Annotated in this window: 25 protein-coding genes; 6 read left to right on the forward strand and 19 right to left on the reverse strand. The window is 62.2% G+C overall.

Going from position 1 to position 22651, the window contains the following annotated elements; genetic code table 11:
* Window positions 1-15 precede the first annotated feature (15 nt).
* The gene (locus GOEFS_RS13290) at window positions 16-588 is read left to right on the forward strand and encodes a PadR family transcriptional regulator (protein ID WP_007318437.1); all 573 of its coding nucleotides are present in this window, start codon (window positions 16-18) and stop codon (window positions 586-588) included.
* Here the strand turns inward: GOEFS_RS13290 and GOEFS_RS13295 are convergent.
* From GOEFS_RS13295 to dapB, 8 genes are all read right to left on the reverse strand, one after another.
* Entirely contained in the window at window positions 538-1773 is a 1236-nt protein-coding gene (locus tag GOEFS_RS13295) for a winged helix-turn-helix domain-containing protein (protein WP_007318438.1), read from the reverse strand. The genes GOEFS_RS13290 and GOEFS_RS13295 overlap by 51 nt on opposite strands.
* Window positions 1773-2276, reverse strand: a complete 504-nt coding sequence (locus GOEFS_RS13300; protein ID WP_007318439.1) for a dihydrofolate reductase — start codon at window positions 2274-2276, stop codon at window positions 1773-1775. Before GOEFS_RS13300 ends, GOEFS_RS13295 begins: the two co-directional genes overlap by 1 nt.
* On the reverse strand, window positions 2273-3118 hold the full coding sequence (locus GOEFS_RS13305; RefSeq protein ID WP_050949901.1) for a thymidylate synthase: 846 nt from the start codon (window positions 3116-3118) through the stop codon (window positions 2273-2275). Before GOEFS_RS13305 ends, GOEFS_RS13300 begins: the two co-directional genes overlap by 4 nt.
* Before the next feature lie 241 nt (window positions 3119-3359).
* Window positions 3360-4778, reverse strand: coding sequence for an HNH endonuclease signature motif containing protein (locus GOEFS_RS13310; protein ID WP_007318441.1), 1419 nt, complete (start codon window positions 4776-4778; stop codon window positions 3360-3362).
* A gap of 136 nt (window positions 4779-4914) precedes the next feature.
* On the reverse strand, window positions 4915-5394 hold the full coding sequence (locus GOEFS_RS13315; RefSeq protein WP_083837330.1) for a flavodoxin family protein: 480 nt from the start codon (window positions 5392-5394) through the stop codon (window positions 4915-4917).
* Complete coding sequence (locus tag GOEFS_RS13320; protein WP_007318443.1) at window positions 5394-5951, reverse strand: maleylpyruvate isomerase N-terminal domain-containing protein; 558 nt, start codon at window positions 5949-5951, stop codon at window positions 5394-5396. Before GOEFS_RS13320 ends, GOEFS_RS13315 begins: the two co-directional genes overlap by 1 nt.
* Before the next feature lie 17 nt (window positions 5952-5968).
* Window positions 5969-6484 carry a hypothetical protein gene (locus GOEFS_RS13325; RefSeq protein ID WP_007318444.1) on the reverse strand — a complete coding sequence of 172 codons (516 nt, stop codon included), beginning with the start codon at window positions 6482-6484 and terminating at the stop codon, window positions 5969-5971.
* Between the two features lie 4 nt (window positions 6485-6488).
* Window positions 6489-7241: a 4-hydroxy-tetrahydrodipicolinate reductase gene (gene dapB, locus GOEFS_RS13330; protein WP_007318445.1), complete on the reverse strand. Its 753-nt coding sequence runs from the start codon at window positions 7239-7241 to the stop codon at window positions 6489-6491.
* 309 nt (window positions 7242-7550) lie between these two features.
* Here dapB and GOEFS_RS13335 point away from each other — a divergent pair, with 309 nt between their 5' ends.
* Window positions 7551-9611, forward strand: a complete 2061-nt coding sequence (locus GOEFS_RS13335; protein ID WP_007318446.1) for a neutral/alkaline non-lysosomal ceramidase N-terminal domain-containing protein — start codon at window positions 7551-7553, stop codon at window positions 9609-9611.
* Window positions 9612-9861: 250 nt separating this feature from the next.
* Here GOEFS_RS13335 and GOEFS_RS13340 read toward each other — a convergent pair whose 3' ends face one another.
* Both GOEFS_RS13340 and GOEFS_RS13345 read right to left on the reverse strand, forming a co-directional pair.
* The gene (locus tag GOEFS_RS13340) at window positions 9862-12138 is read right to left on the reverse strand and encodes a polyribonucleotide nucleotidyltransferase (RefSeq protein ID WP_007318447.1); all 2277 of its coding nucleotides are present in this window, start codon (window positions 12136-12138) and stop codon (window positions 9862-9864) included.
* Between the two features lie 443 nt (window positions 12139-12581).
* A complete protein-coding gene (locus tag GOEFS_RS13345) occupies window positions 12582-13547 on the reverse strand; it encodes a GlxA family transcriptional regulator (RefSeq protein ID WP_007318448.1) in 966 nt (321 codons plus the stop codon).
* A 121-nt stretch (window positions 13548-13668) separates the two neighbouring features.
* Between GOEFS_RS13345 and GOEFS_RS13350 the strand changes: the two genes are divergently transcribed.
* Window positions 13669-14301 (forward strand): isochorismatase family protein, encoded by a 633-nt coding sequence (locus GOEFS_RS13350; RefSeq protein ID WP_007318449.1) that lies wholly within the window; start codon window positions 13669-13671, stop codon window positions 14299-14301.
* Here GOEFS_RS13350 and GOEFS_RS13355 read toward each other — a convergent pair whose 3' ends face one another.
* The 5 genes from GOEFS_RS13355 to GOEFS_RS13375 all read right to left on the reverse strand — a co-directional run bounded on the left by GOEFS_RS13355 (window position 14302) and on the right by GOEFS_RS13375 (window position 16997).
* A complete protein-coding gene (locus tag GOEFS_RS13355; RefSeq protein WP_007318450.1) occupies window positions 14302-14781 on the reverse strand; it encodes an SRPBCC domain-containing protein in 480 nt (159 codons plus the stop codon).
* On the reverse strand, window positions 14774-15100 hold the full coding sequence (locus GOEFS_RS13360; RefSeq protein WP_007318451.1) for an ArsR/SmtB family transcription factor: 327 nt from the start codon (window positions 15098-15100) through the stop codon (window positions 14774-14776). Before GOEFS_RS13360 ends, GOEFS_RS13355 begins: the two co-directional genes overlap by 8 nt.
* Window positions 15097-15561: a VOC family protein gene (locus GOEFS_RS13365; RefSeq protein WP_007318452.1), complete on the reverse strand. Its 465-nt coding sequence runs from the start codon at window positions 15559-15561 to the stop codon at window positions 15097-15099. Before GOEFS_RS13365 ends, GOEFS_RS13360 begins: the two co-directional genes overlap by 4 nt.
* Window positions 15562-15652: 91 nt before the next feature.
* The gene (gene rpsO / locus GOEFS_RS13370; protein WP_007318453.1) at window positions 15653-15922 is read right to left on the reverse strand and encodes a 30S ribosomal protein S15; all 270 of its coding nucleotides are present in this window, start codon (window positions 15920-15922) and stop codon (window positions 15653-15655) included.
* Between the two features lie 115 nt (window positions 15923-16037).
* On the reverse strand, window positions 16038-16997 hold the full coding sequence (locus GOEFS_RS13375) for a bifunctional riboflavin kinase/FAD synthetase (RefSeq protein WP_040525114.1): 960 nt from the start codon (window positions 16995-16997) through the stop codon (window positions 16038-16040).
* 115 nt (window positions 16998-17112) lie between these two features.
* Between GOEFS_RS13375 and GOEFS_RS13380 the strand changes: the two genes are divergently transcribed.
* Window positions 17113-17865, forward strand: a complete 753-nt coding sequence (locus tag GOEFS_RS13380; protein ID WP_007318455.1) for a metal-dependent transcriptional regulator — start codon at window positions 17113-17115, stop codon at window positions 17863-17865.
* Window positions 17866-17875: 10 nt separating this feature from the next.
* On the opposite strand, the gene truB is transcribed toward GOEFS_RS13380, so the two are convergent.
* The 4 genes from truB to GOEFS_RS13400 form a co-directional block, all read right to left on the reverse strand.
* On the reverse strand, window positions 17876-18799 hold the full coding sequence (truB, locus tag GOEFS_RS13385) for a tRNA pseudouridine(55) synthase TruB (protein WP_007318456.1): 924 nt from the start codon (window positions 18797-18799) through the stop codon (window positions 17876-17878).
* Window positions 18799-19470: a 4'-phosphopantetheinyl transferase family protein gene (locus tag GOEFS_RS13390; protein WP_007318457.1), complete on the reverse strand. Its 672-nt coding sequence runs from the start codon at window positions 19468-19470 to the stop codon at window positions 18799-18801. Before GOEFS_RS13390 ends, truB begins: the two co-directional genes overlap by 1 nt.
* Window positions 19471-19521: 51 nt before the next feature.
* Window positions 19522-20487, reverse strand: coding sequence for a metallophosphoesterase family protein (locus tag GOEFS_RS13395; RefSeq protein ID WP_007318458.1), 966 nt, complete (start codon window positions 20485-20487; stop codon window positions 19522-19524).
* Between the two features lie 99 nt (window positions 20488-20586).
* Window positions 20587-21342 (reverse strand): esterase/lipase family protein, encoded by a 756-nt coding sequence (locus GOEFS_RS13400; RefSeq protein ID WP_040525115.1) that lies wholly within the window; start codon window positions 21340-21342, stop codon window positions 20587-20589.
* Window positions 21343-21798: 456 nt separating this feature from the next.
* Here GOEFS_RS13400 and GOEFS_RS13405 point away from each other — a divergent pair, with 456 nt between their 5' ends.
* Both GOEFS_RS13405 and GOEFS_RS23655 read left to right on the forward strand, forming a co-directional pair.
* Entirely contained in the window at window positions 21799-22128 is a 330-nt protein-coding gene (locus GOEFS_RS13405; RefSeq protein WP_138918009.1) for a hypothetical protein, read from the forward strand.
* Window positions 22129-22273: 145 nt separating this feature from the next.
* The gene (locus tag GOEFS_RS23655) at window positions 22274-22603 is read left to right on the forward strand and encodes a hypothetical protein (RefSeq protein ID WP_007318461.1); all 330 of its coding nucleotides are present in this window, start codon (window positions 22274-22276) and stop codon (window positions 22601-22603) included.
* Window positions 22604-22651 lie beyond the last annotated feature (48 nt).

Here is a 22651-nt window from a genome sequence, read left to right on the forward strand (position 1 = left end):
GAATATGATCGAGCGATGAGCTTGCGATATGCGTTGCTGGGCCTTCTCGACAATCAACCGGCCAGCGGGTACGACCTGATGAAGATCTTCAACTCGTCAATGGCCAATGTCTGGCCCGCTACCCAGAGCCAGGTATATACCGAGCTCAACAAGATGGCCGGCACTGGACTCATCACCGTCTCAGCCGAAGGCGCGCGCGGGCGCAAGGTCTACGAGATCACCCGCGATGGTCGCGAGGCTCTGCGCATCTGGCTGCGTGAACCGCCGACGAGGAAGCCGAGGCGCAGCGATTTGTTGTTACGGGTCTTCTTCCTCGACGTCATATCCCCAGCCGAGGCGCGCGAGATATTTCGCGCACATCGTGAGCACGCGGTCGCCCAGAAGGCGCATCTGAACCAGATCCTGGAACGGATCGACGGTGACGTTGATTCGATCTCGGTAAATGGACGTATCGCTCTCGAGTTCGGTTTACGCAAAGCCGAGATGGAAATCGGTTGGGCTGATTGGGCTTTCGCGAGATTAGACGCTGATGGTCCGTCAGCTCTGTCGGATCGCCGCACGCAAGGCCGGAGCCAACTCACCCCGTGAGCGCACCTCTACGGTATCGAGCCCACGCCAATGAGCCATGGTCGAGAGGTCTCGGGCAAGGCTAGTCGCCACCGTCGTCCTGTCGTGGCCGGGCTCGATATGTGACGAAAGCACTTGCAGGACACCGGCCTTGCGGTCCGCTTTCAAATCGACGCGAGCCACAATCGAATCGCCCAGTAAATATGGGAGAACGTAGTACCCGTGCACCCGTTTGTGCTCAGGCACATAGATTTCAATGCGATAGTGAAAGTCGAAGAGCCGCTCGGTACGTGGCCGATAGAAGACTAGCGGATCGAACGGCGACAGGAGCGCCGAGTGATCTACGGCGCGAGGAACTTTCGCGGATCGATGTAGATAAGCCGGATCTGACCAACCTTCCACTCTGACCTCGGTGACCTCGCCCGCGTCGATCAGATCACCGAGTACCGCACGCACGTCGGCGGTTTTCAGTCGGTAGTAGTCGGCGAGGTCTGCCACCGTTGCCAGTCCGTGAGCGTTCGCCGCGCGAGATACCAACTGACGGTGCGCTTCTCGCTCGCTGACTACGACGTCAGCGGTTGGCCCCAGAACGCGTGGGGCGAGGTCGTAGTGGCGAACGAAGTGGTCATTGCGGACCGCCGACAGCGTGCCGCCAGCGAACATCGCCTCGCAGAGGTGTTTGACCTCGCCGCGGTCCCACCATGAGCCCTTCAACGCTCCCTGCCGCTCGATGCCGAGCGCCTCTTCGATCTGCCGGGGTGTGCTGGCACCACTGTCGGTGATGACGGCGAGAACGTCGTCGACCTGAGACTTGTTGCGCCGCAGAACCTCTCGCGTATAGCGGTATCTGCCCTCACGAAAGTGGTTCATTCGCCAACCGAACAGGGGCCAGTCGTCAATCGGGATGAGCGCCGCCTCGTGTGCCCAGTATTCGACGAGAAGTCTCGGTGGACGAGGACTCTGGTTCCACGCGGCGCGTTGGAGAACTCCGGTGTCGTAGGCGCCGGCTCGGCTGAACATCGGCATGTAATGGGCGCGGGCGAGAATGTTCACCGAATCCATCTGGATGAGCTTGGTGCGCCGAAGGACGCGCTTGAGGTCGGTGCGACCAGGCGTCGTCGATAGCCAAGAATCAGTGAATCCCTGTGCTGCCAGCGCTATTCTGCGGGCCTGAGCGGCCGACAGCTCTCGGCTACGGGCCACCATCAGGCGCGTCGCCGAAAGTCGACGAAACGGTAACCGACCCCCGACGACGACACTAGCGGCTCACCAGCGTCGGTAATCCAATCATCGCCGATACTCGGAGCGTATGCATCGGCGCCGTCAACCTCGAGGTCAATTTCGGTAATCCGCAACTCTGTCGCGTATCGCATTGCCACGCGGTATATTTCACCACCACCCATGACCGACACAACGTCGTCTTCGGCGAGCGCCAACGCCTCCTCGACATTGCCAGCGACGGTTGCGCCGGCCGACGACCACGACTCGTCGCGGGTCACCACAATGTTGCGTCGACCCGGAAGTGGGCGAAACTTGGGCGGCAGGGAATCCCACGTCTTGCGGCCCATAATCACTGGGTGGCCGAGGGTCAGTTCTTTGAATCGCACCATGTCTTCGGGCACGCGCCACGGGATGGTGTTGTCTTTGCCGATCGCGCCGTTGCGATCTTGCGCCCAGACGAGCCGGATCAGCGACGGTACGTCGCTCACACGGCCACCGGCGCTTTGATCCCCGGGTGCGACTGGTACCCGACGATCTCGATATCGTCGAACTCGTAGTCGGAGATCGAATCCCGTTTGCGCAGTTGAAGTTTCGGATACTCGAACGGTTCCCGCGACAACTGGGTCCGCACCTGCTCGACGTGGTTGTCGTAGATATGGCAGTCGCCGCCCGTCCACACGAAGTCACCGACTTCGAGGTTGGCCTGTTGGGCCATCATATGTGTCAGCAGCGCGTAGGACGCGATGTTGAATGGGACGCCGAGAAATAGATCGGCCGATCGTTGATACAGCTGGCACGACAGTTTGCCGTCGGCGACGTAGAACTGAAAGAACGCGTGGCATGGCGGGAGCGCCATTTGCGGGATTTCGCCCACGTTCCATGCCGAGACGATATTGCGGCGAGAGTCCGGGTTGGACTTGAGCATCTCCAGGGCGCCAGCGATTTGGTCGATATGCTCGCCGGAAGGTGTCGGCCAACTTCGCCACTGGACGCCGTACACCGGGCCGAGGTCGCCTTCCGGGCTAGCCCACTCGTCCCAGATCGACACCCCGCGGTCCTGCAGCCATCGAACGTTGGAATCGCCGCGAAGGAACCACAGCAGTTCGTAGATGATCGACTTGAGGTGCACTTTTTTCGTGGTGATCAGCGGAAATCCCTGCGACAGGTCGTAGCGGAGCTGATGCCCGAAGATGCTGCGTGTGCCGGTGCCGGTGCGGTCGGCCTTCGGGGTGCCGGTATCGAGCACGAGCCGCAGCAGATCCTCATACGGCGTCGGGACAGCGTCGGGCTGGACGCCTCCGGCTGTTTGCGGCGAAGTTGCAACACTCACGGTTAGCCAGTGTAGTGAAGAGTCCTCGTGTGCAGCCGGTGACCTGCGGGTCGGCGTGGCGCCCGGACAGGCCCAGGGCTCGGGGCACGTCCGCGCACGAGGGTGATGGCAATCCAGAGTCGGTCGGGGCCCGATCGTGACCCCGACCGATCCTGAGCCGGCGGGTTCTCTATGAGGTTTTCAACGAACAGGTACTCCAGTACGGCAGATGTGGTCTATAGCTGCCGGTTCGGTCAACAAATCAGGCGGCCGCGGTGGAATCGATGGTCAGAGTGCGGCGGGCCTGGGAGCGCATCCACGACCGCTGGGCGCCGGGACTGATGGGCGGAGACGAGAACCACGGGTGCCCGTCTGATCCCATCCGCATCTCCCATTCGGTGTGGTGGATGATCGTGTGGTGGCGCTGACAAAGGAGTGCGCCGTTGCCGATGGTGGTTTCACCGCCCTGACTCCAGTAACGCAGGTGATGCGCCTGGCACCAGGACGGCGGTTTGCCACAGCCGGGGAAACTGCAGCCCTTGTCACGAATAATCAAGGCGCGCCGCAACTCTGGCGGAAATAGGCGCTGTGTCTTCTTGATATCCAGCGGCACTCCCTCCGCGTCGAGGATCATCGCGGTGAACTCGCAATCGCATGCGACTATCTCGGCGGTCTGCGGTGAGATTGGCTGACCGAAGTCGAGACTGGGCACCTGTGCGGAAGTGGACGCGGGCGCCTGAGATTTTTCGCCAGTGGCGACTGAGCTGGTTCCCTCGCGCCCCGAAATTGCTATGTCGGCTTCACCATCCGCATCGGTCGAATAGTGTTGCGCGCAGCCACCTTTCGGAATGGTCACCGCCACATGCGGTAACTGACCCCCGCTGTACGGACGATCCTCCCCACGCAGATAGGTGTCGAGAATCTGCTCGAAGGCGTCAGCTCGACGTTGCCGGGCTGAACGCGGGTCCGCGCTACCGTCGGGCTGTGGAACAGGCGTCGTCAATGGGTCCAACGCGACGCGAAACTTCTCCCCCGCCAGCACATCCAGATCTAGTTCGGCGTGCGTACGCCCGTCGTCGCCGGTCGACAGCGAGAGTTCATTCAGCTCTCGATCCTCGGCGATCGAGGCCGGCACACTCTCCGGCACCAATTCCAGCGCGGTCTTCCGCGCCCATGTGGTGACGTCATTCGGTGTGCCGCTGACGGCCTGCGCGATCAGATTCGACACCAGCGCCGCGCGCTCATCGGAGTCGAGGTCTTTCACTCGGTTGGTTATGTGCGCCAAACCGGTAACTACCGCGGCCGCGTGCTCTCCGGACAGACGAGCATCGCGAGTAGTCGATGCCAACCCCGGCAATAGCCGCAGTGTCCGCGCGACTTTCATTAGTCTTGACGCCACGAAAGGTGGAATCCCCAGGGAAACAAGCATATTGGCCGCGGTGTCACGTTTGCGAACAGCGACGCCCGCACTCTCGGCGGCGCCCGCGACTCGCGTGAGTAGAGCATCGGCGACGTTCCGGAGGCGGCTAGCTGTGACGAGCGTGGCGAGGAGTTCAGCATCGTCGACTACGGGCTCGGGATAGGTCAGCAGGCGCCCCAACTCGGCGCCGTCACTATGCGCGGTGTCTTCCAGATCGTCGATCAGCGACGAAATGAAGGTATCGATCTCGCTGGCTTTCATGTCCTAATTTTAGCGAGGGGGTATGACAAGAAGCCCTGGAACTGGTGTTCTAGTGAAGATAGTTTCTATTGTTACGCAATGTGTTTCTTGCGGCGTTCGCGGCCCGACGTCTCATTTCCACGAAGTCCACCACGCCTCACCCCTCCATCAGCCCAGCTGCAACCGTCGCGCCCAGCTCCCAACACCGTTCCAGCGCAGCCTTATCCGGCTTATTCGACACCACCACATACTCGGCGGCCTTCTCCCACCCGAGCCCAGCGGTAATCCGGTCAACCGCGCTCTCCGCGCCCTCGGTTCCCTCGTTTCCGTGCAAGTACAACCCAAACGGACGCCCCTGCGTCGAATCAAGAATCTGGTAGTAGCTCTGGTCAAACGCGTGTTTCAACGCCCCGCTGATATATCCCAGATTCGCCGGACTCCCCAACACGTACCCATCCGCATCGAGGAAGTCGCTGGCCGACACGGACAGCGCCGCCCGCCGCACAACCTCGACGCCCTCAATCTCCGGGTCGGTCGCGCCGCTCACTACCGCCTCGAACATCGCCTGGCAATGCGGCGACGGCGTATGGTGGACGATCAACAAACGACGGTTCACTGCCGAATTGCGCGACGACATTACGAGCGCCCCGCGAAGGCTAGTAACCGGTCAGTGGACGATGCCGATCGTGGCGTGCACGCAGCACCGAACAAGCCGAGCCCGCGTAATTCCTCGATCACCGCCGCCGCGTCAGTCAACAAATACTTCGTGACACGCTCTGGAGGCTCCCACGCGACATCTATCCCGCAGCAAAGGTCGTGAGTGTGCAACGTCAAGTCCATTACTCGCATCGTCAACAATTCTCTCCCGGTGCGGCGCCCGGCTCGGTGGTCGACCAGAAGATCGAGGTTGGCCGACCGCGCCACGCTGACAAACAAGTTTTCATACCGCCAGAACTCCGCAACGGGATCGGTGCCGACATAGTCGCTATTTCTGGTCGCCGCGGTATCTTCCGCGCTCGCACCGGTGAGCAACATCGAATACCGATGTCCGCCGCCTGCAACATGATTGATCAGATCACGATTAGTCCAGTCCGCGCAGCCGCTCGAGTCATCAAGCACGTCAGCGCGAACCTGCCCCAGCGCCCCAGCCCATAGCTGCTCGGCGTCGGCAAGTACCTGCATCCCGTGAGCCATGCGCAATTCGCTCGCTTCTACTCCGCCGCCCGGAACTGCTTAACGGCGCGAGTCATCATCTCCCGGGCCCGCTTTCGATCACCCGCGTAGTCATAGGCCCGCGCGATTCGGTATGTGCTGCGCCAGTCCGCCGGGTCAGCTTCCCACTCCTGCTTGACCTGTGCAAACAATTCGTCAGCGGCGTCGCGTTCGATGCGGCCGGACGCTCGCCTGGGCAACTGAGATACATCGAGTTCGCGCCCTTCGGCCTTCATAATCCGAGCCAACTTTTGGTGTTCGATGCCAGCATGCAGCGTGGTGTAGAGCATCCACGCGCCGAGAAGGGGCAGAATCAGCACGCCGAAACCCAACCCGATCCCGACGACTGATCCTTCGGCAATCAGGTCGATGCCTTGTTTACCGAGTAACACCAGGTAGACCACGAGCGCGACACAGATGAACCCGACCATCCACACGATCGGGCGGGCATCTTTGCGCGTGAGGTCGGGCCCCTGCTTGGGGCCCGACGTCGGGTCTGCCGATTCGTCCGACATCGGCTTATAGATCCATCAGCGCGTCGAGGCCGACGGTCAGTCCCGGCCGCGCGCCGATCTCGCGAACCCCGAGCAACACACCCGGCACAAACGATGTCCGGTCGATCGAATCATGGCGGATGGTCAGCGTCTCCCCCTGTGTACCGAGCAAAACCTCTTGGTGCGCAACAAGTCCCGCGAGGCGCACCGAATGCACATGCACGTCGCCGACGACAGCGCCGCGCGCACCGTCGAGCGCGATCGACGTCGCGTCGGGGCTCGGCCCGACACCAGCTTCAGCGCGCGCCGCCGCGATCAGATTAGCGGTTCGCGTCGCCGTACCCGACGGTGCGTCAGCCTTCTGCGGGTGGTGCAACTCGATGACTTCGACGGAGTCGAAGAAGCGAGCCGCCTGCTGGGCGAATCGCATACTCAACACGGCGCCGATGGCGAAGTTGGGCGCGATGAGTACCCCGACCTCGGGGGCATCGGCAAGCCAGCCGCGAATGGTGTCTAGGCGTTCGTCGGTGAACCCGGTTGTACCGATCACCGCGTGAATCCCGTTGTCCACCAGGAATTTCAGGTTGTCCATCACGACGTCGGGGTGGGTGAAATCCACAACGACCTGCGTGCCTGATTCGACGAAGTCGCTCAACGAGTCACCTTTGTCGACACCCGCGCTATAAGTCAGACCATCTGCGCCTTGTACACCCGCGACGATCGCCTGCCCGACCTTGCCTTCACTACCCAGCACGCCGACCTTGGTTACTTCACTCACGCTGATGCGCTCCTTCGACCCGGTGATTAGTCGCGGTGATCGTCCGCTACCCGACCATTGTCCCACCCCGCTTCGTCAGCGTCTGATAAGGCTCCAGACGCGCGTCCTTGCCGTCGCCAGACTTTCTAGACGTTTACGCGCCGACGCACCGTCGACGATTCACAAGAACGTCGATAAAGTTCGCGGCGGCCACTCACCTGGTGACAATCGCTGGTTCGCAGCGTTCGGTGACACTTATCTGATCAATCGATCAGATTTCCGCTAGAGTCCTCAGGAAACAAGCGCCTGCTTGGTGGAAAGTGAGCCTTCGTGACCGACGACCAGACTGGGTTCGACCGTCGTACCTTCTTGCGCACCGGCGCGACGATCGGTGCCGGCGCGGCAATCGCGTCGACGCTCACGACCGCGATCGGCGGACCGGCAACCGCCACACCGACGTCGGGTTATCTCGTCGGCGCGGGCAAGGGCGATATGACCGGCGCCATCGCCGGGCAAGGCATGATGGGCTACTCCGACATGGACCAGGTGGCCGACGGATTGCTGCAACGGACCTGGGCACGCGCGTACATCATCGCCGATGCCGCGAGCGGTAAACGTGTTCTTTTCATCACCGCCGACATCGCGTGCGTCTTCACCTCGCACCACCAAACGTTGCTCGCCGAACTTGCCAAGCGCTATGGCAATACCTACAACGTGCACAACGTGAACGTCAACGCCACTCACAATCACAATTCGTGCGGTGGTACGTCGTGGGACTACGCCTACGTCCTGGCCGCAAAAGGTCACCGGCATAACTCTTTCCGCGCCGAAGTAGACGGGCTCCTAGAAGCGGTCGACGCCGCGCACCGCAGCCTCGGGCCCGGCACCGTCGAACTCGGCCACACCGAACTGCACAACGCATCGGCGAACCGCTCGCTGACGGCGTTCACCCTCAACCCGGCCGACGAGCAGCGCCATTTCCCCAATCATATCGACCCGCAGGTCACCGCACTTCGACTGCGCCGCAACGGTTCCGCTATCGGCGAGATCACGTGGTTCGCCACCCACGGAACGTCGCTGACCGACGCCAACTTTCAGATCGCGCCCGACAACAAGGGATACGCCGCATATCTCGGTGAGCAGCGCGATCCGAATATCGTCAGCGCGCACGCACAAACCAATTCCGGCGACATGACGCCAAACATGTGGCTACGCAAGATGCATCCGGGCGGACCGACCGCCGACAATCGAACCAACCGGGTCATCATCGGCCAACGTCAAGACCGGGCCGGTCAGAATGCCTTGGCCGGCGCACGGCCTATGTCGAGGGCGGGCATCGATGCGACTACTCGCTACGTCGACATGGCGAATGTGTCGATCAGCGGTCACTACACACCACACGGCAAGACGGCGCGCACGACGCCGGCAATGATGGGCGCGGCGGCGGCCGCCACCAGCCAGGAAGACAACACGCGCAGTCAGTTGTCGTTTCTTAACGAAGGTGTACGCAATGAACTCGCGATGGCGCTCGGCGCTGGCGCGAATCCGACTCCCCCACAATGGATCATCGACGCCCAGGCGCCCAAGGCGATTCTCTTTCCACTCGGGCTATTGCCACCTCGTCCTTGGATCGAGCAGACACTTCCGCTCCAATTGATCCGGATCGGCGATCTCGTCTTGGCTGCCATCCCGACCGAATCCACCATCGTCGCAGGACTGCGGATCAGACGTATTGTCGCCGACGCCCTAAAGGTGCCGCTGGAAAATGTTCTGCTACAAGGTTATTCGAACGGTTACAGCCAATACGTGACCACGCCCGAAGAGTACGTCGCACAGCAGTACGAGGGTGGCGAAACCCTATTCGGCCGCTGGACGCTATGCGCGTATATGCAGGAGCTGGACAAGATGGCGAGAGCGATGGCACGCGGCGCGAAGCTCAGCACCGGTCCGCGACCGGCCAACCATGCTGGCCTCCAACCAGATCTGCTCGGATCGCAACCCGCCGATACTCCACATCCCGGATGTCGGTTCGGCGATGTCGTGAAATCGGCGCCGTCGTCGGCACGCGCGGGCCAGACGGTGCGCGTCGGATTTTGTGGTGCCTTCCCCAGCAATAGGATTCACCGGGGCGCCAACACCCGCGGTTACTTCGCCATCGAGCGTTTCACCGGTAGCGGCTGGGAAACCGCCTTCGACGATGACCACGCCTCCACCGAATTGACGTGGTCTCGTCCGGCCGGCAGCGTCTCGGCATCGACGATAACGATCACTTGGCGCATTCCGCGCGGAACGTCGGGACGTTATCGCGTGCGGTATTTCGGCGACGCGAAGGCGGCGTCGGGAAAGATTACGAGTTTCACGGGGACCAGCGGCCGGATCGAGGTCCGATAAGGCAGCCACACCCGGCATGTGCTCGCGGGGCAATTCGGGCGTGCGACAACTCGATTTTACCGTGCACGCCCGCAAAATCGTCCCCGTGGGTTGGCTGGAAGGGCAATATGCCCTCCGATGGCGCTCAGGGGGACGAAAAAGTCAGCGAGGCCGATAGTGGCCTACCACCAAACCAAGGTCAGGGTCTAGCTCGATATGAACGAAAAGCGGCCCGCGACAACATGTGTCGCGGACCGCTCAACGAAACAGATCAGGCGTCGGCGTTGGTCTCGGCCGCTTCCGCGACGGTCTCGGCCGGCGCGGCCTTGGCCTCGTCGTCGACCAGGATCAGGCTGATCTTGCCGCGCTCATCGATGTCGGCGATCTCCACCTGCAACTTGGATCCGACGCTCACGACGTCTTCTACCTTGTTGATCCGCTTGCCACGGCCCAGCTTGGAGATGTGGACCAGTCCGTCGCGGCCCGGCAGCAGCGAAACGAACGCACCGAAGGCGGTGGTCTTGACGACCGTGCCCAAGAACCGCTCGCCGACCTTGGGCAGCTGCGGGTTGGCGATGGCGTTGACCTTGTCGATCGCGGCCTGAGCCGACGGGCCGTCAGCCGCGCCGACGAACACGGTGCCGTCATCTTCGATGGAGATGTTGGCGCCGGTTTCCTCGGTGATGCCGTTGATCGTCTTGCCCTTGGGGCCGATCAGCTCACCGATCTTGTCCATCGGAATCTTGATGGTGGTGATCCGCGGCGCGAACGGGCTCATCTCGTCGGGCTCGTCGATGGCCTCGGCCATGACGTCGAGGATGGTCAGGCGCGCATCGCGAGCCTGGCTCAACGCACCCGCAAGCACCTTCGACGGGATGCCGTCGAGCTTGGTATCGAGCTGCAGCGCGGTGACGAAGTCCTTTGTACCGGCGACCTTGAAGTCCATGTCGCCGAAGGCGTCTTCGGCACCGAGGATGTCGGTCAACGCCACGTAGCGGGTTTCGCCGTCGACCTGGTCGGAGACCAGACCCATCGCGATACCGGCGACCGGAGCCTTAAGCGGCACACCGGCGTTGAGCATCGAGATGGTCGACGCGCAGACCGAACCCATCGACGTCGAACCGTTGGATCCGAGAGCTTCGGACACCTGGCGAATCGCGTACGGGAACTCTTCGACACTCGGCAGCACCGGCACCAGCGCACGCTCGGCGAGTGCACCGTGGCCGATCTCGCGACGCTTGGGCGAACCGACGCGGCCGGTTTCACCGGTCGAGTACGGCGGGAAGTTGTAGTGATGCATGTAGCGCTTGGACGTCTCCGGTCCGAGCGAGTCGATCTGCTGAGCCATCTTGACCATGTCCAGCGTGGTGACACCCATGATTTGGGTTTCGCCGCGCTCGAACAGAGCGCTGCCGTGTGCGCGCGGGATCACGGCGACCTCGGCCGACAGCGACCGGATGTCGGTGATACCGCGACCGTCGATGCGGAAGTGGTCGGTCAGGATGCGCTGACGGACGAGCTTCTTGGTCAGCGAGCGGTAGGCCGCACCAATTTCCTTCTCGCGACCCTCGAACTGGCCGGCGAGCTGATCGAGCAGTTCGCCCTTGAGGTTGTCGGTGGCAGCGTCGCGCTCTTGTTTGGTGGCGATGGTGAGTGCCTGCGCCAGCTTCTCCGATGCGGCGGCTTCGACTGCGGCGTAAGCATCGTCGGCATACGGCGGGAACAGCGGGAACTCGCCGGTCTCTTTGGCAGCCTGCTCAGCCAGACTCTTCTGCGCCTCACACAGTGTGGCGATGAACGGCTTGGCGGCCTCGAGTCCCTCGGCCACGATGGCCTCGGTCGGTGCCTGTGCACCTTCGGCGATGCGCGCCAACACGTTCTCGGTGGCCTCGGCTTCGACCATCATGATAGCGACGTCGCCGCTGTCGACGATGCGGCCAGCGACCACCATGTCGAAGACGGCGCCCTCGAGCTGCTCGACGGTCGGGAACGCGACCCACTGTCCGGCCTTGTTCTCCTCGGTCGGGATCAGCGCGACACGCACACCGCCCACTGGGCCGGAGAACGGGAGGCCAGCGATCTGAGTTGACGCCGATGCGGCGTTAATCGCCACGACGTCGTACAGGTCGTTGGGGTTGAGCGACAGAATCGTCTCGACGACCTGGATCTCGTTACGCAGACCGTCGACGAAGGACGGACGCAGCGGCCGGTCGATCAGACGGCAGGTCAAGATCGCATCGGTCGACGGGCGGCCTTCACGGCGGAAGAACGAGCCGGGGATGCGGCCCGCGGCGTACATACGCTCTTCGACGTCGACGGTCAGCGGGAAGAAGTCGAAGTGATCCTTCGGCGCCTTCGACGCGGTGGTGGTCGACAGGATCATGGTCTCTTCGTCGAGGTAGGCCACGACGGAGCCGGCGGCCTGCAAAGCAAGGCGACCGGTTTCGAAACGGATAGTACGGGTGCCGAAGCTGCCATTGTCGATAACGGCGGTGGCTTCGGTGACGTCGTCGTCGTATTCGACGTCGGTGTTGACTTCAGTAGTCATATGTTCGGGGTTATCCCTTTCACTGCGGCGGGCCGCTCGTCGGCGCCGCCGGATGTTTACACGTTTACGACCCCTGAGCACCAGCATTGCGGGTACGACAAGGTGTCGCGAGACATAGCGAGAATGCGAGAGGTCGCACAGAGAGTCGGCGTTGCACAGGCCCTTCCAACAGGGCGCTGTGATTGCAGACGGCCTTCGATCGAAGCTGTCGGAACCCTTAGGCTCCGGCAGCCACTACCGAGGACCGTTCTGACTCGAACCCACCAAACTTCATCTGTTGACATCTGCAACTGGCGATGTTCCGTGCTGAGTTTATCACTTGACAAGCTGGCGCCTGCCATTCCACGGGATGGCCGGCCGCAATTGTTCCTGGAACTGTCCCCCTGAGCCGAGCAGACGCTATATCGCGGTCCTTGCCCGCCACGGGGACAGTTCCAGCGCTGCTACCCCGCTTCCGCGTCCCCGGACACTCCGAAACGGGCGCGGTATGCCGACGGCGTGGTGGTATAGCGACGAACGAAATTCTGCCGAAACGTCACCGCGCTGCCGAATCCGCACGCATGCGCTATCCGGTCCATCCCCCACCGGGTGTTCTCCAGAAGGACGCGCGATTCGTCGAGGCGCTGGTCGGTAACCCATTGAGCAGGTGGCGTTCCGGTCGCCGCACGGAAGTTCCGTACGAAACTCCGTCGGCTCATATTCGCCTGCGCCGCAAGGACATCGACCGACAGGTCGCCGTCGAGATTGGCCAACGCCCATTCGCAGACCTCTCCTATCGGATCACCGTCCGGCTGCGGAGCCACGGGGCGCTCGATGTACTGAGCCTGACCGCCGTCGCGATGTGGAGCGACGACGAGATACCTAGCGACCTGATTAGCCGCCGACGCGCCGAGATAGCGGCGCACAATATGCAGACACGCGTCGATCGACGCAGCCGTGCCGGCCGACGTTATGACGTCGCCGTGGTCGATATACAGCACGGAAGTATCGAGCACGACATTCGGATTTCGTTGTGTCAGTTGAGGTATCCAACCCCAATGCGTCACGGCCGCACGACCGTCGAGCAGGCCGGCGTCGATTATGGCAGTCGCACCCAAACACAGCCCGACGATTACCGCACCTCGCTCATGGGCCGCGCGAAGAGCCGCGCACAGGCCAGCGTCGGCGGCGGGCAGATCCATTGGCCAGGTAGGGATTACGAAGATATCCGCGTCATCGATGACTTCCGGGCCCGCTACGCCGGACAGTGTGTTGCCCTCGGCGGTGCGGACCGCTTGGCCGCCGAATGACCACAGCACGGTCGACCATTCGATGTCGCGCACCACTCGACCGACTTCCCCGAATACGGCCAGCGGTGCCGCGATATGGAACAACGACGCGCCCTCGAAGACATAGATCGCGATTCTCATGACAACCTTTTCGCTGATGGCCTAATTCCATCGATAGTGTGCATAACGGCCACTCCCATTGCAAGCACGCACCGCGCAGACTCATCGATGTACACAGCACACCTCCCGATTGGAGACCCGAATGACCGCACCACGCAGAGCACTCATCGTCGTCGACGTCCAGCAGGAATACGAGAACGGCCCGCTGCAGATCCAGTACCCGCCACGCGAAGAATCCGTGGCCAACACAATTGCCGCGATCAATGCTGCACAGGCAGCCGGAATGCCGATTGTCATTGTGTCGCATACCTTTCCGGAGCAAGCGCCGGTTTTCGCCGCCGGCTCGGAAGGCTGGCAACTACAGCCCGCTATCGCCGCGGCCGCTCCCGACGACGCCAAGTACGTCGAGAAGAACTTTGCGTCGACATTCGCCGGCACCGACGTCGCTCAGTGGCTTGCGGAGCGGAATGTCGACACCATCACGATCGTCGGTTTCATGACCAACAACTGCGATCTGGCGACCGCGATCGAAGCCGAAGGTCTGGGCTTGCAGGCAGAAATTCTCTCCGACGCCTCTGGCGCGATACATCTCGCGAATGAAGCAGGCTCGGTTACCGCCGAACAGTTGCATACAACGCTGATGGTGATGTTGCAGTCGAATTTCGCGGCTGTCGCGACGACCGCCGATTGGCTCGTCGCGCTTAAAGACGGAACTCCCCTGGTGAAGAACAACCTGGTTACCTCCGCATTGGCGGGTCGCGGCGCGGCGGTATAGCTACACCACATTTCCAAATTCGGCCAACTGCCGTTTCCACCACTGCGCGAACCGCAGCGAGAATACGTCGAGCGGAAAGCTATGCCGCACAGCGTTTTCCGGTGGAATTCGATCCCAGCCGTAATGTTCGACGGTTACCCGGGTTTGGACCGGGTTACCGTCGATCTGATCGAACCGGACATGTAGCTCGGTATCGGCATCGGGCGGAAAGCCTTCCTGACGCCATCCGACCACTAACCGCGACGGCGGCTCCCACACCCTGACGTCGCCGATCTGGAAAACCGTGCCATCGTCGTAGCGTTCGATCAGGCAACCCCGCGGCCCCGGCCAAAATTCCAGTGTGCCAACCGAATTCGGCACAAACTGAAAGAGCGGATTGGGTCGCCACCAGCGGCCGATTTGTTCGGTGAAGGTCGTGAACGCTCGCTCGGCCGTCACATTGACCCGCAGTGCGACTAGCACTCGCGATCCGTCAGGCATCCTCACCCTCCACGAATTCGGCGAACGACGACAGTTGCTCGGACCAGCCGCGCTCAGCAGCTTCCAGCCACGTGCGCAATTCGATCATCGGCGCCGACCGCAGCGTGTAAATCCGGACACGGGCATCGAACTCCGGGTGAAACTCCTCGACGACGCCACGCTGCCGCAGCACACGTAGATGTTTGCTCAGTGCCGACGGAGTGGCTCCGACCGCTTCGGCTAGCTCACCCGATCGCATCGATCGCTTCGCCAGCAATTCGACGACCTGGCGGCGCACCGGATCTGCAAGTGCGGTGATCGTCGAATCGAGGTCGCTCATTCCCAGCTCGACGAGACAATCGGCTGGCCAATGGCCGCTTCCGCCTCTGCCCGCGTCACGTCACGAATATGCTGCGCGAACGTCCAGCAATGGCCTTCGGGGTCGACCACGCGGTAGGTCCGGTCACCGTAAAACTGATCGGACGGTTCTGCCTGCACCACACCACCGGCGGCTTGCGCCCGGCGAAAGTGCGCATCGATGTCATCAGTCAGTTGCACGTGGACCGTTTGAGTATTCGCACCATCGATCGAGGCCGGGCTGCGTGTCCACTCGGCCCACTGGGCGCCGATCATTATCCGACCGCCCGACGGGGCGGCCATCTCGTAATGGGACATCTCCGGCGCATCGGGCGGGCCGTCGATGGCCATCGTCGTCTCAAACCCGAACGCGTCACTCAGCCAAGTGAGCGCCGCCTTTGGGTCCCGGTAGAACACAGCCGAGGTAAATACATTGTCGTCCATATGGGCAATTATTTCCCCATATGGAAACTAAATCAAGGGCAAAAACTGGCCGCGCCACCGAGTGGTGACGCGGCCAGCTGAAATCTGTGCGTTAGCGGCGCAGGCCGAGGCGCTCGATCAGCGAGCGGTAACGCTCGATGTCGACGCTGGCGACGTACTTGAGCAGACGACGGCGACGGCCGACGAGGAGCAGCAGGCCACGACGACTGTGGTGGTCGTGCTTATGCTGCTTCAGGTGCTCGGTGAGGTCGGTGATGCGCTTGGTCAGCAGGGCGACCTGCGCTTCGGGCGAACCGGTGTCGGTCTCGTGGAGGCCGTACTCGGTGAGGACTTCCTTCTTCTGCGCGGCAGTCAATGCCATGGCAGTCTCCTTATTTCAGTTCCGCGTCCATTCACCTGGTGCGCCACCGCGGACTGCAGCAACACCGAGGAGCCAGAGTACCAGCGGGCAACCGGCGCGCCCAAATCGCGAGCAGCTACTCCCCTAGCACTCGTCGCGTCTTTTCGACGTCTTTCGCCATCTCGGCAAGCAGATCATCGATGCTGTCGAAAGCAACCATCGGCCGGATATGTGCGACAAAATCGACTGCCACATGCTGGCCATAGAGGTCCGCGCTGGTGTCGAGGACGAATGCTTCGACGGTGCGGGTGCGACCCGAGAATGTTGGGTTGGTACCAACCGATACCGCGGCTTGATATCGCGCCCCCGGTTCCACTTGTCCCACAACGGGTCCCGCACCCAATACGGTGAACCACGCGGCGTACACACCGTCGGCGGGAATCGCCGAATGCATCGGCGGCGCGACATTGGCCGTCGGGTACCCGAGTTGACGACCGCGTCCGTCACCACGAACGACCACGCCCTCGACTCGGTGCGGACGGCCAAGCGCTTCGGCAGCTGACTCGACGTCGCCGGCAGCGACGCACGACCTGATGTAGGTGGACGAAAATGTCACCGCATGTTCACCGAATAGCGAAATCGCTTGTACCTCAAAGCCGAACCGGGCGCCGGATTCACGGAGTTTGTCGACAGTGCCGGCGGCCTTCTTGCCATAGGTGAAGTTATCGCCGACGACGACCTCGGACGCGTGTAGCCGCTCCACGAGTACTTCGTGCACGAAATCCTTCGGCGACTGTGCGGCCAGCACCGGGGTGAATGGCATAACGCAGAAGACGTCGATACCCATCGCTTCGGCGAGTTCGGCGCGCCGGGTCAAGGTGGTCAGCTGCGGCGGGTGACTCCCCGGACGCACGACCTCGGCCGGGTGCGGATCGAATGTCATCAACACAGATGGCACACCGCGCTGCTGCGCCGCCGCGGTCGCGGCATGTACCAATTGTGCGTGTCCCCGGTGGACCCCATCGAAAACTCCGATGGTGACCACGCATCTACCCCAGTCTGCTGGAATGTCGTCGAGCCCTCGCCAACGCAACACGAGTCACAGCCTACAGGCACCCTGATCGCCACTGCGCGGCAAGGACGTCATCACCGACACGCACGCCAACGACACCAGGCGACATCGTCAACCCTGCACGCCTAGACTGTTACCCATGCCTAACCGCTCCGGCCCCGCGTCACAACGCGTCCCCGACGAGAACGCCGATAGCGCCACGGCACCCCCGACGACATCGGTCGAAGATCTGACGTCGGTCACCCAGGACTATCTCAAAGTGATCTGGACCGCGCAGGAGTGGGCAGAAGTCAAAGTCACTACCAAGATGCTCGCCGAGAAGCTTGGTGTCTCGCCGTCAACGGCGTCCGAATCGATCCGCAAACTCGCCGACCAAGGCCTTGTCTCCCATGAGAAGTACGGCGCGGTCAGCCTTACCGAGTCCGGTCAGATCGCCGCGATCAGCATGGTGCGCAGACACCGGTTGTTAGAAACATTTCTCGTGTCCGAGCTCGGCTACGGCTGGGATGAAGTGCACGATGAGGCCGAGATCCTCGAGCACGCGGTATCTGACCGATTGATGGCGCGGATTGACTCGAAACTCGGCCACCCAGAACGTGATCCGCACGGCGACCCCATTCCGGCGCTCGACGGGTCGATGGCCTTGCCGTCCGCGACCAGGCTGGCTGACCTGTCGGTCGGCGACTCCGGAACCGTCGCACGTATCTCCGACACCGACCCCGACATGCTCCGCTACTTCCACGAGGTTGGCGTCGCCCTGGACTGCGTGCTGACCGTCGTCGAGAAGCGTCCGTTCGCCGGAACCACCAGCATCGAGGTCAATGGCGGCACAACGCTGGATCTTGGCGATATCGCAACGCACGCAATCTATTTGGACCCGCACGCGAGTTAGCGCGGCGCTACTAGCGCAGAGTTGCCGGTCGTACCACCATCACCGACGAGGCCCGTCGGCCCTTCTCGCGAATCAGAGCGATCGGCTGGCCGGCCGGGTCGATCACGACATAGATTTCTTTACGTCCCACCGGTTCTAACCAACGGCCCTGGCTTATGCCCTCCGCCTCTTCGAAACTGATCTGCCGGTGCGGGAACGCCAGTTTTGCTGCCTCGTCGATATGCAGACTGAGCGGCGGCGTCCCCCCAGTCTCCGGATCGCGCACCAGTTCATCAAGCGTGCGCGAGTGTTCCAGCCCGAACGGGCCGACTTTGGTGCGGCGCAACGCGGTCAGATGGCCGCCAACCGCGAGCGCGCCGCCCAGATCGCGTGCCAGCGCACGAATATAGGTTCCCGAGGAACAGTCGACCTCGACGTCGAGGTCGACGAATTGCCCTTCGCGTCGGGTGGCGACGACCGCGAAGCGTTGTACGTTTACTGGCCGCGCGGCGAGTTCGAACTCCTCACCGGTACGCATGAGGGCGTGCGCACGCCGGCCATCGACTTTGATGGCTGACACCTTGGCCGGCACCTGCATGATGTCGCCGGTCAATTCCGCTACGCCAGAGGCAATTTCGCCGTCGGTCAATTCGGACGCGTCGGCGGTCGACACAACTGCGCCCTCGGCGTCGTCGGAGTCGGTAGCTTGACCGAGACGAATCGTCGCTTCATACGACTTGGTCGTCAGTGACAACAGCCCGAGCAATTTGGTCGCTCGCTCGATACCGACCACCAAAACGCCGGTCGCCATCGGATCGAGCGTCCCGGCGTGCCCGACCCGACGTGTATTGAACCCCTTGCGGCACTTGGCTACAACGTCGTGACTGGTCATTCCGGCCGGCTTGTCGACGACAACTAGTCCGGCATTGTCGAGATGTGCGTGGTCCTCCGCCATCAGATCAGCGTGATCGTCGTCGTGATGAAACCCTGGTCGATCAGCCAGCGACCGGGCAAGTGCAGCAATGGTTCTCCCCCGTCGTCGGTCTTTCCGTCGATGAGAATCGTGGACGTGAAGGTGCCCGATGCCGCGCCGCCATCGGAACCCGAAGTCTGCTCGAACACGATGTGTGCGTCCTCGAAACCCAACCAGCGATGGGTCAGCGGAAACCACGCCTTGTATGTTGTCTCCTTGGCGCAGAACAGAAGTCGATCCCAATGCAGCCCCGCCGGACGTGTTGCGAGCACATCGCGCTCCGCGGCGATACTGGTGTGGTCGAGCACGCCCTCGGGCAGTGCGTCATGCGGCTCGGAATCGATTCCGAGCGATCGAATCGCCATCGCATAACCGACGATTGCCGCGCGGTAGCCGTCGGTGTGCGTAATGGATCCGACGACGTTGCGCGGCCAGAGCGGTTCACCGGTCTCGCCGCGCATGATCGGTCCGGCGTCGGCACCCAACTGCGACAACGCTTCTCGTGCGCAATGTCGGGCAGTGATGAATTCGCGGCGCCGTTTTTCCACTGCCCGGCCGATGATCGGTTCCTCGGCGGGCAATGCGGTTAATCCCGCGGGATCGTCAAATGCCTCCACACCGATGACACCGGACGGCAGAATCTGTTCAATCAACTGTGCTGCCTAACTTCTCATGTGACGTTGCCAACGCAATCGCTGCCAACGTCATTTCGACTCCGACCTGCGCCGCGCTTGGCGTTCTTCGAGTTTCCGACGAAACTCGGCGGCTCGTTCTTGATAGTCGGCTGGTAGCTCGAATCGCGCACCATGTTCGGGAAGGTCACTCGGCCTCATTCCGGGATCTGGCCAGATCTGCCGCAACAACGGCTCGGGCAGTCCGCGGCGCTTCCATTCGCGCGGATAGCCAACCGAGACCTCCTCGAAGCGGACGTCGTCGTACCAGGTGGTTCGCGGAATATGCAGGTGGCCGTATACGGCGCAGGCGGCTCGGTAGCGGGTATGCCAGTCGTGAGTGAGTTCGCTGCCGCACCATAGGGCGAACTCCGGGTACATCAACGCGTCGGTCGGCTCTCGTCGCAGGGGCCAGTGGTTGATCAGGATTGTCCGCTCGGCAGGGTCGATCGTGTCGAGGCGCTTTCGCGTCGCTTCGATCCGGGCGCGGCCCCAGGCATCCCGGGTCGGGTACGGCTCCGGAGAGATAAGGAATTCGTCGGTCGCTACGACATTGCGCTCGCGGGCAAGTGCCAGCGCCGCCAGCGCGGTAGTGGTGCCCTCGGGACGAAATGTGTAGTCGTACAACAGAAACATCGGCACAATCCGCACCGGCTCGGAACCGCTGACACCAGCGTCGAAGATCGGGAAGATGTCGTCGGGCGTCACCACGTCGATGTCCCGGCATGCCTGTACGAGGTAGTCGTACCGTGCTACGCCATGAATCTGAAGTGGGTCCTTGGCTGTGGTGTAGAGCTCATGGTTGCCGGGCACCCAGATGACGGTGGCGAAACGTGCGCGCAGACGTCGAAGAGTGTCGATGATGTCGTCGGTGCGTTCGGCGACGTCGCCGGCGACGATCAGCCAATCGTCGGCGTCGGTGGGACGAATCTGATCGACGATGTGCTCGTTGCCGCGGTGCGCTACGTGCAGATCGCTGATCGCCCAGAGAGTTGCCACGGTTTTCCATCCTTCCAGATCGCCCGGCCGCGACCCAAAAACGGGCGCAACGAAAAGGCCGCCGGTGGTCGTTCCGGCGGCCTATCTCGTTGTCAGTTGTCAGGGGCGGTAGCCCGGCGCGCCAGGCCGCAAAGACTTCTTGTAGTTCAGCGTGCCATCTCGATCGGTGACGAAACGACCGGCGCAATTGCCTTTCAACGACGCGACGGTGACGTCCCATACTCGCGAGTCGAAGGATTCGAAAGTGTGCTCAAGACCCAGTCGCGGCAGAGATTCGTTGGCCGGCACCGGGGTCACCCGGCATTGACCGCCGTCGAGGTCGCCGGTTGCGTACTCGCGTGCGCTGCGCACGCCGAAGTACTTGGTCGGACCGGGAGTGTCGTCACCCTTGTTGATCGCGGTCAGGAATTTGTTCCCGGGGCATACTTCACGGCCAACGTTCTGCGAGCAAGCGGCCGAAGAACCGTACTGGGGGCTGCCAATTGCGACGTAAGTGGCGACCTTCTTGGTTCCACCCAATTCTTTGAGGTACCAACGCGCCGACATTCCGCCCATGCTGTGTCCGACGAGCGCGACCTTGGCGCCCGGATGCGCGCGGCGTTCACGGTCGACGGCCTTGCCGATCGCCCTGGCATCGGCCCTGACGTCGAATCCCTTGAGGTCGAGGAGAGTCGTCGGGTACCCGCGTGAGGTGAGGTTGTCCGCCATCAGGGTGTACGGCGTAGTGCCGAACGACTGACCAGGAATGAGCAGCACGCGAGTCTGCTGCGGCGCGGCCTGGGCCGGTACTGCGACCGCGAAGGCGCCCACTGTGATGACACTGACTATTGCGAAGAGAATTCGACGAACCGACATTCTTAGAAGGTTAGCCTAAGTTGATCTGGTTGGTAAGTTGGGTATACGACTCGCGTATTGGTGTCGGCTGGCGCGGATGGATGGTTCACAGCTCGCGGGTCAGTTTAGGCGGTCGAGTGCGCGGCGGGTCCCGATGGTCTAGTGCGCTCGGCGAGCGCCAGCGAGACGCGCGCGTATCGAGACCGAGTGATATCTATCTCGGAATCGATTGCGCCGCAGCGAGTTTGGCGGTCACCTCACCGGGTCTCGATACACCTCGTCGCTAGCGCTCCTCGGAACTCGACCATCTGGGGTGGAACTCGACCATCGAGAGGTTGGGTTTAACTCTCTCCTCGGAACTCGACCATCGGGGGGAGAGAACTGGCTCCCCTCGGCGCTCGACCATCCCGGGGGCCAAGTATTCGCGTGAATGACAGCCATGCCAACCATCGCGACTTTAGCGGCGAGAATTGCCGAGTGACAACCCCACCGCCACCCACGCCGACTTTGCCAACGCCTCCTCGCGAACGCTCCCCGCTCGTCGACATCGCGATCAGCACGGTGATCGGGCTGGTTGTGCTCGTACCAGGCCACATCGTCGGCATATACGACAACCCGGAATATCCCACCGAGAGTTTCGAGACTTCCGGCTGGTGGCCCACTTGGATGTTCGACACCGCTCCGGTGATCTTGTTCGTGATTCTGCTGCTCATCGGGCCGCACACCGGTACGACGCATCAGCGCCGGTGCCGTGGCGGTTGTACTGCTGGGCGCAATACGCATATACGCGATTCCCCCATTTTCTGATCTTCTTCCGCATTCAATTTCGATCTTCGGGCGACAGACGCAAACAAGCACGGCGCTGGGAGCAATCTGGGTTATCGGGTTTGTCGTCTCATGGAGCATCGCGCGTCGTCGCACCGACTTCGCGTGGCTCGGCGTAGTGCCGGCAATGATCATTGCCACAGCATGGGTGGCAATAAAGTTCTTTTGGCCATCTCTTCCTTACGACGTCGCGGACTACACACACCCTTTAGCCGTCGGACTGATCACAGACCTTGTCATCCTGCTCGGCATCCTCGCCATCTGGGCGTGCGACGCCATCGGCATGGCGATGCGCAGGCCACCGCGCCAATTCCAGCCGCAAGGCTATGTGCCGCAACAGTTTCCGCCGCCGAACTATGCTCCTCAAACTCCACCGCCGAGTTACCCAGCTCCGGAAATCCCGCCGCAATCTACCTACCAACCCAAGCACTCCCGACCGGCGCCGCCGACTCTGTGACCGACGCGTCCACTGAGTGGCCTAACTGACGATCACGACGGCAATCGG

The sequence above is a fragment of the Gordonia effusa NBRC 100432 genome (assembly GCF_000241305.1).
Lineage (GTDB): Bacteria > Actinomycetota > Actinomycetes > Mycobacteriales > Mycobacteriaceae > Gordonia > Gordonia effusa.

Coding starts and splice junctions, on each gene's coding strand:
- GOEFS_RS13290 (WP_007318437.1), top strand. CDS start 16: ATGAGCTTGCGATATGCGTTGCTGGGCCTTCTCGACAATCAACCGGCC.
- GOEFS_RS13295 (WP_007318438.1), bottom strand. CDS start 1,773: ATGGTGGCCCGTAGCCGAGAGCTGTCGGCCGCTCAGGCCCGCAGAATA.
- GOEFS_RS13310 (WP_007318441.1), bottom strand. CDS start 4,778: ATGAAAGCCAGCGAGATCGATACCTTCATTTCGTCGCTGATCGACGAT.
- GOEFS_RS13315 (WP_083837330.1), bottom strand. CDS start 5,394: ATGTCGTCGCGCAATTCGGCAGTGAACCGTCGTTTGTTGATCGTCCAC.
- GOEFS_RS13320 (WP_007318443.1), bottom strand. CDS start 5,951: ATGGCTCACGGGATGCAGGTACTTGCCGACGCCGAGCAGCTATGGGCT.
- GOEFS_RS13325 (WP_007318444.1), bottom strand. CDS start 6,484: ATGTCGGACGAATCGGCAGACCCGACGTCGGGCCCCAAGCAGGGGCCC.
- GOEFS_RS13340 (WP_007318447.1), bottom strand. CDS start 12,138: ATGACTACTGAAGTCAACACCGACGTCGAATACGACGACGACGTCACC.
- GOEFS_RS13345 (WP_007318448.1), bottom strand. CDS start 13,547: ATGAGAATCGCGATCTATGTCTTCGAGGGCGCGTCGTTGTTCCATATC.
- GOEFS_RS13350 (WP_007318449.1), top strand. CDS start 13,669: ATGACCGCACCACGCAGAGCACTCATCGTCGTCGACGTCCAGCAGGAA.
- GOEFS_RS13355 (WP_007318450.1), bottom strand. CDS start 14,781: ATGCCTGACGGATCGCGAGTGCTAGTCGCACTGCGGGTCAATGTGACG.
- GOEFS_RS13360 (WP_007318451.1), bottom strand. CDS start 15,100: ATGAGCGACCTCGATTCGACGATCACCGCACTTGCAGATCCGGTGCGC.
- GOEFS_RS13365 (WP_007318452.1), bottom strand. CDS start 15,561: ATGGACGACAATGTATTTACCTCGGCTGTGTTCTACCGGGACCCAAAG.
- rpsO (WP_007318453.1), bottom strand. CDS start 15,922: ATGGCATTGACTGCCGCGCAGAAGAAGGAAGTCCTCACCGAGTACGGC.
- GOEFS_RS13380 (WP_007318455.1), top strand. CDS start 17,113: ATGCCTAACCGCTCCGGCCCCGCGTCACAACGCGTCCCCGACGAGAAC.
- truB (WP_007318456.1), bottom strand. CDS start 18,799: ATGGCGGAGGACCACGCACATCTCGACAATGCCGGACTAGTTGTCGTC.
- GOEFS_RS13400 (WP_040525115.1), bottom strand. CDS start 21,342: ATGTCGGTTCGTCGAATTCTCTTCGCAATAGTCAGTGTCATCACAGTG.
- GOEFS_RS23655 (WP_007318461.1), top strand. CDS start 22,274: ATGATCATTGCCACAGCATGGGTGGCAATAAAGTTCTTTTGGCCATCT.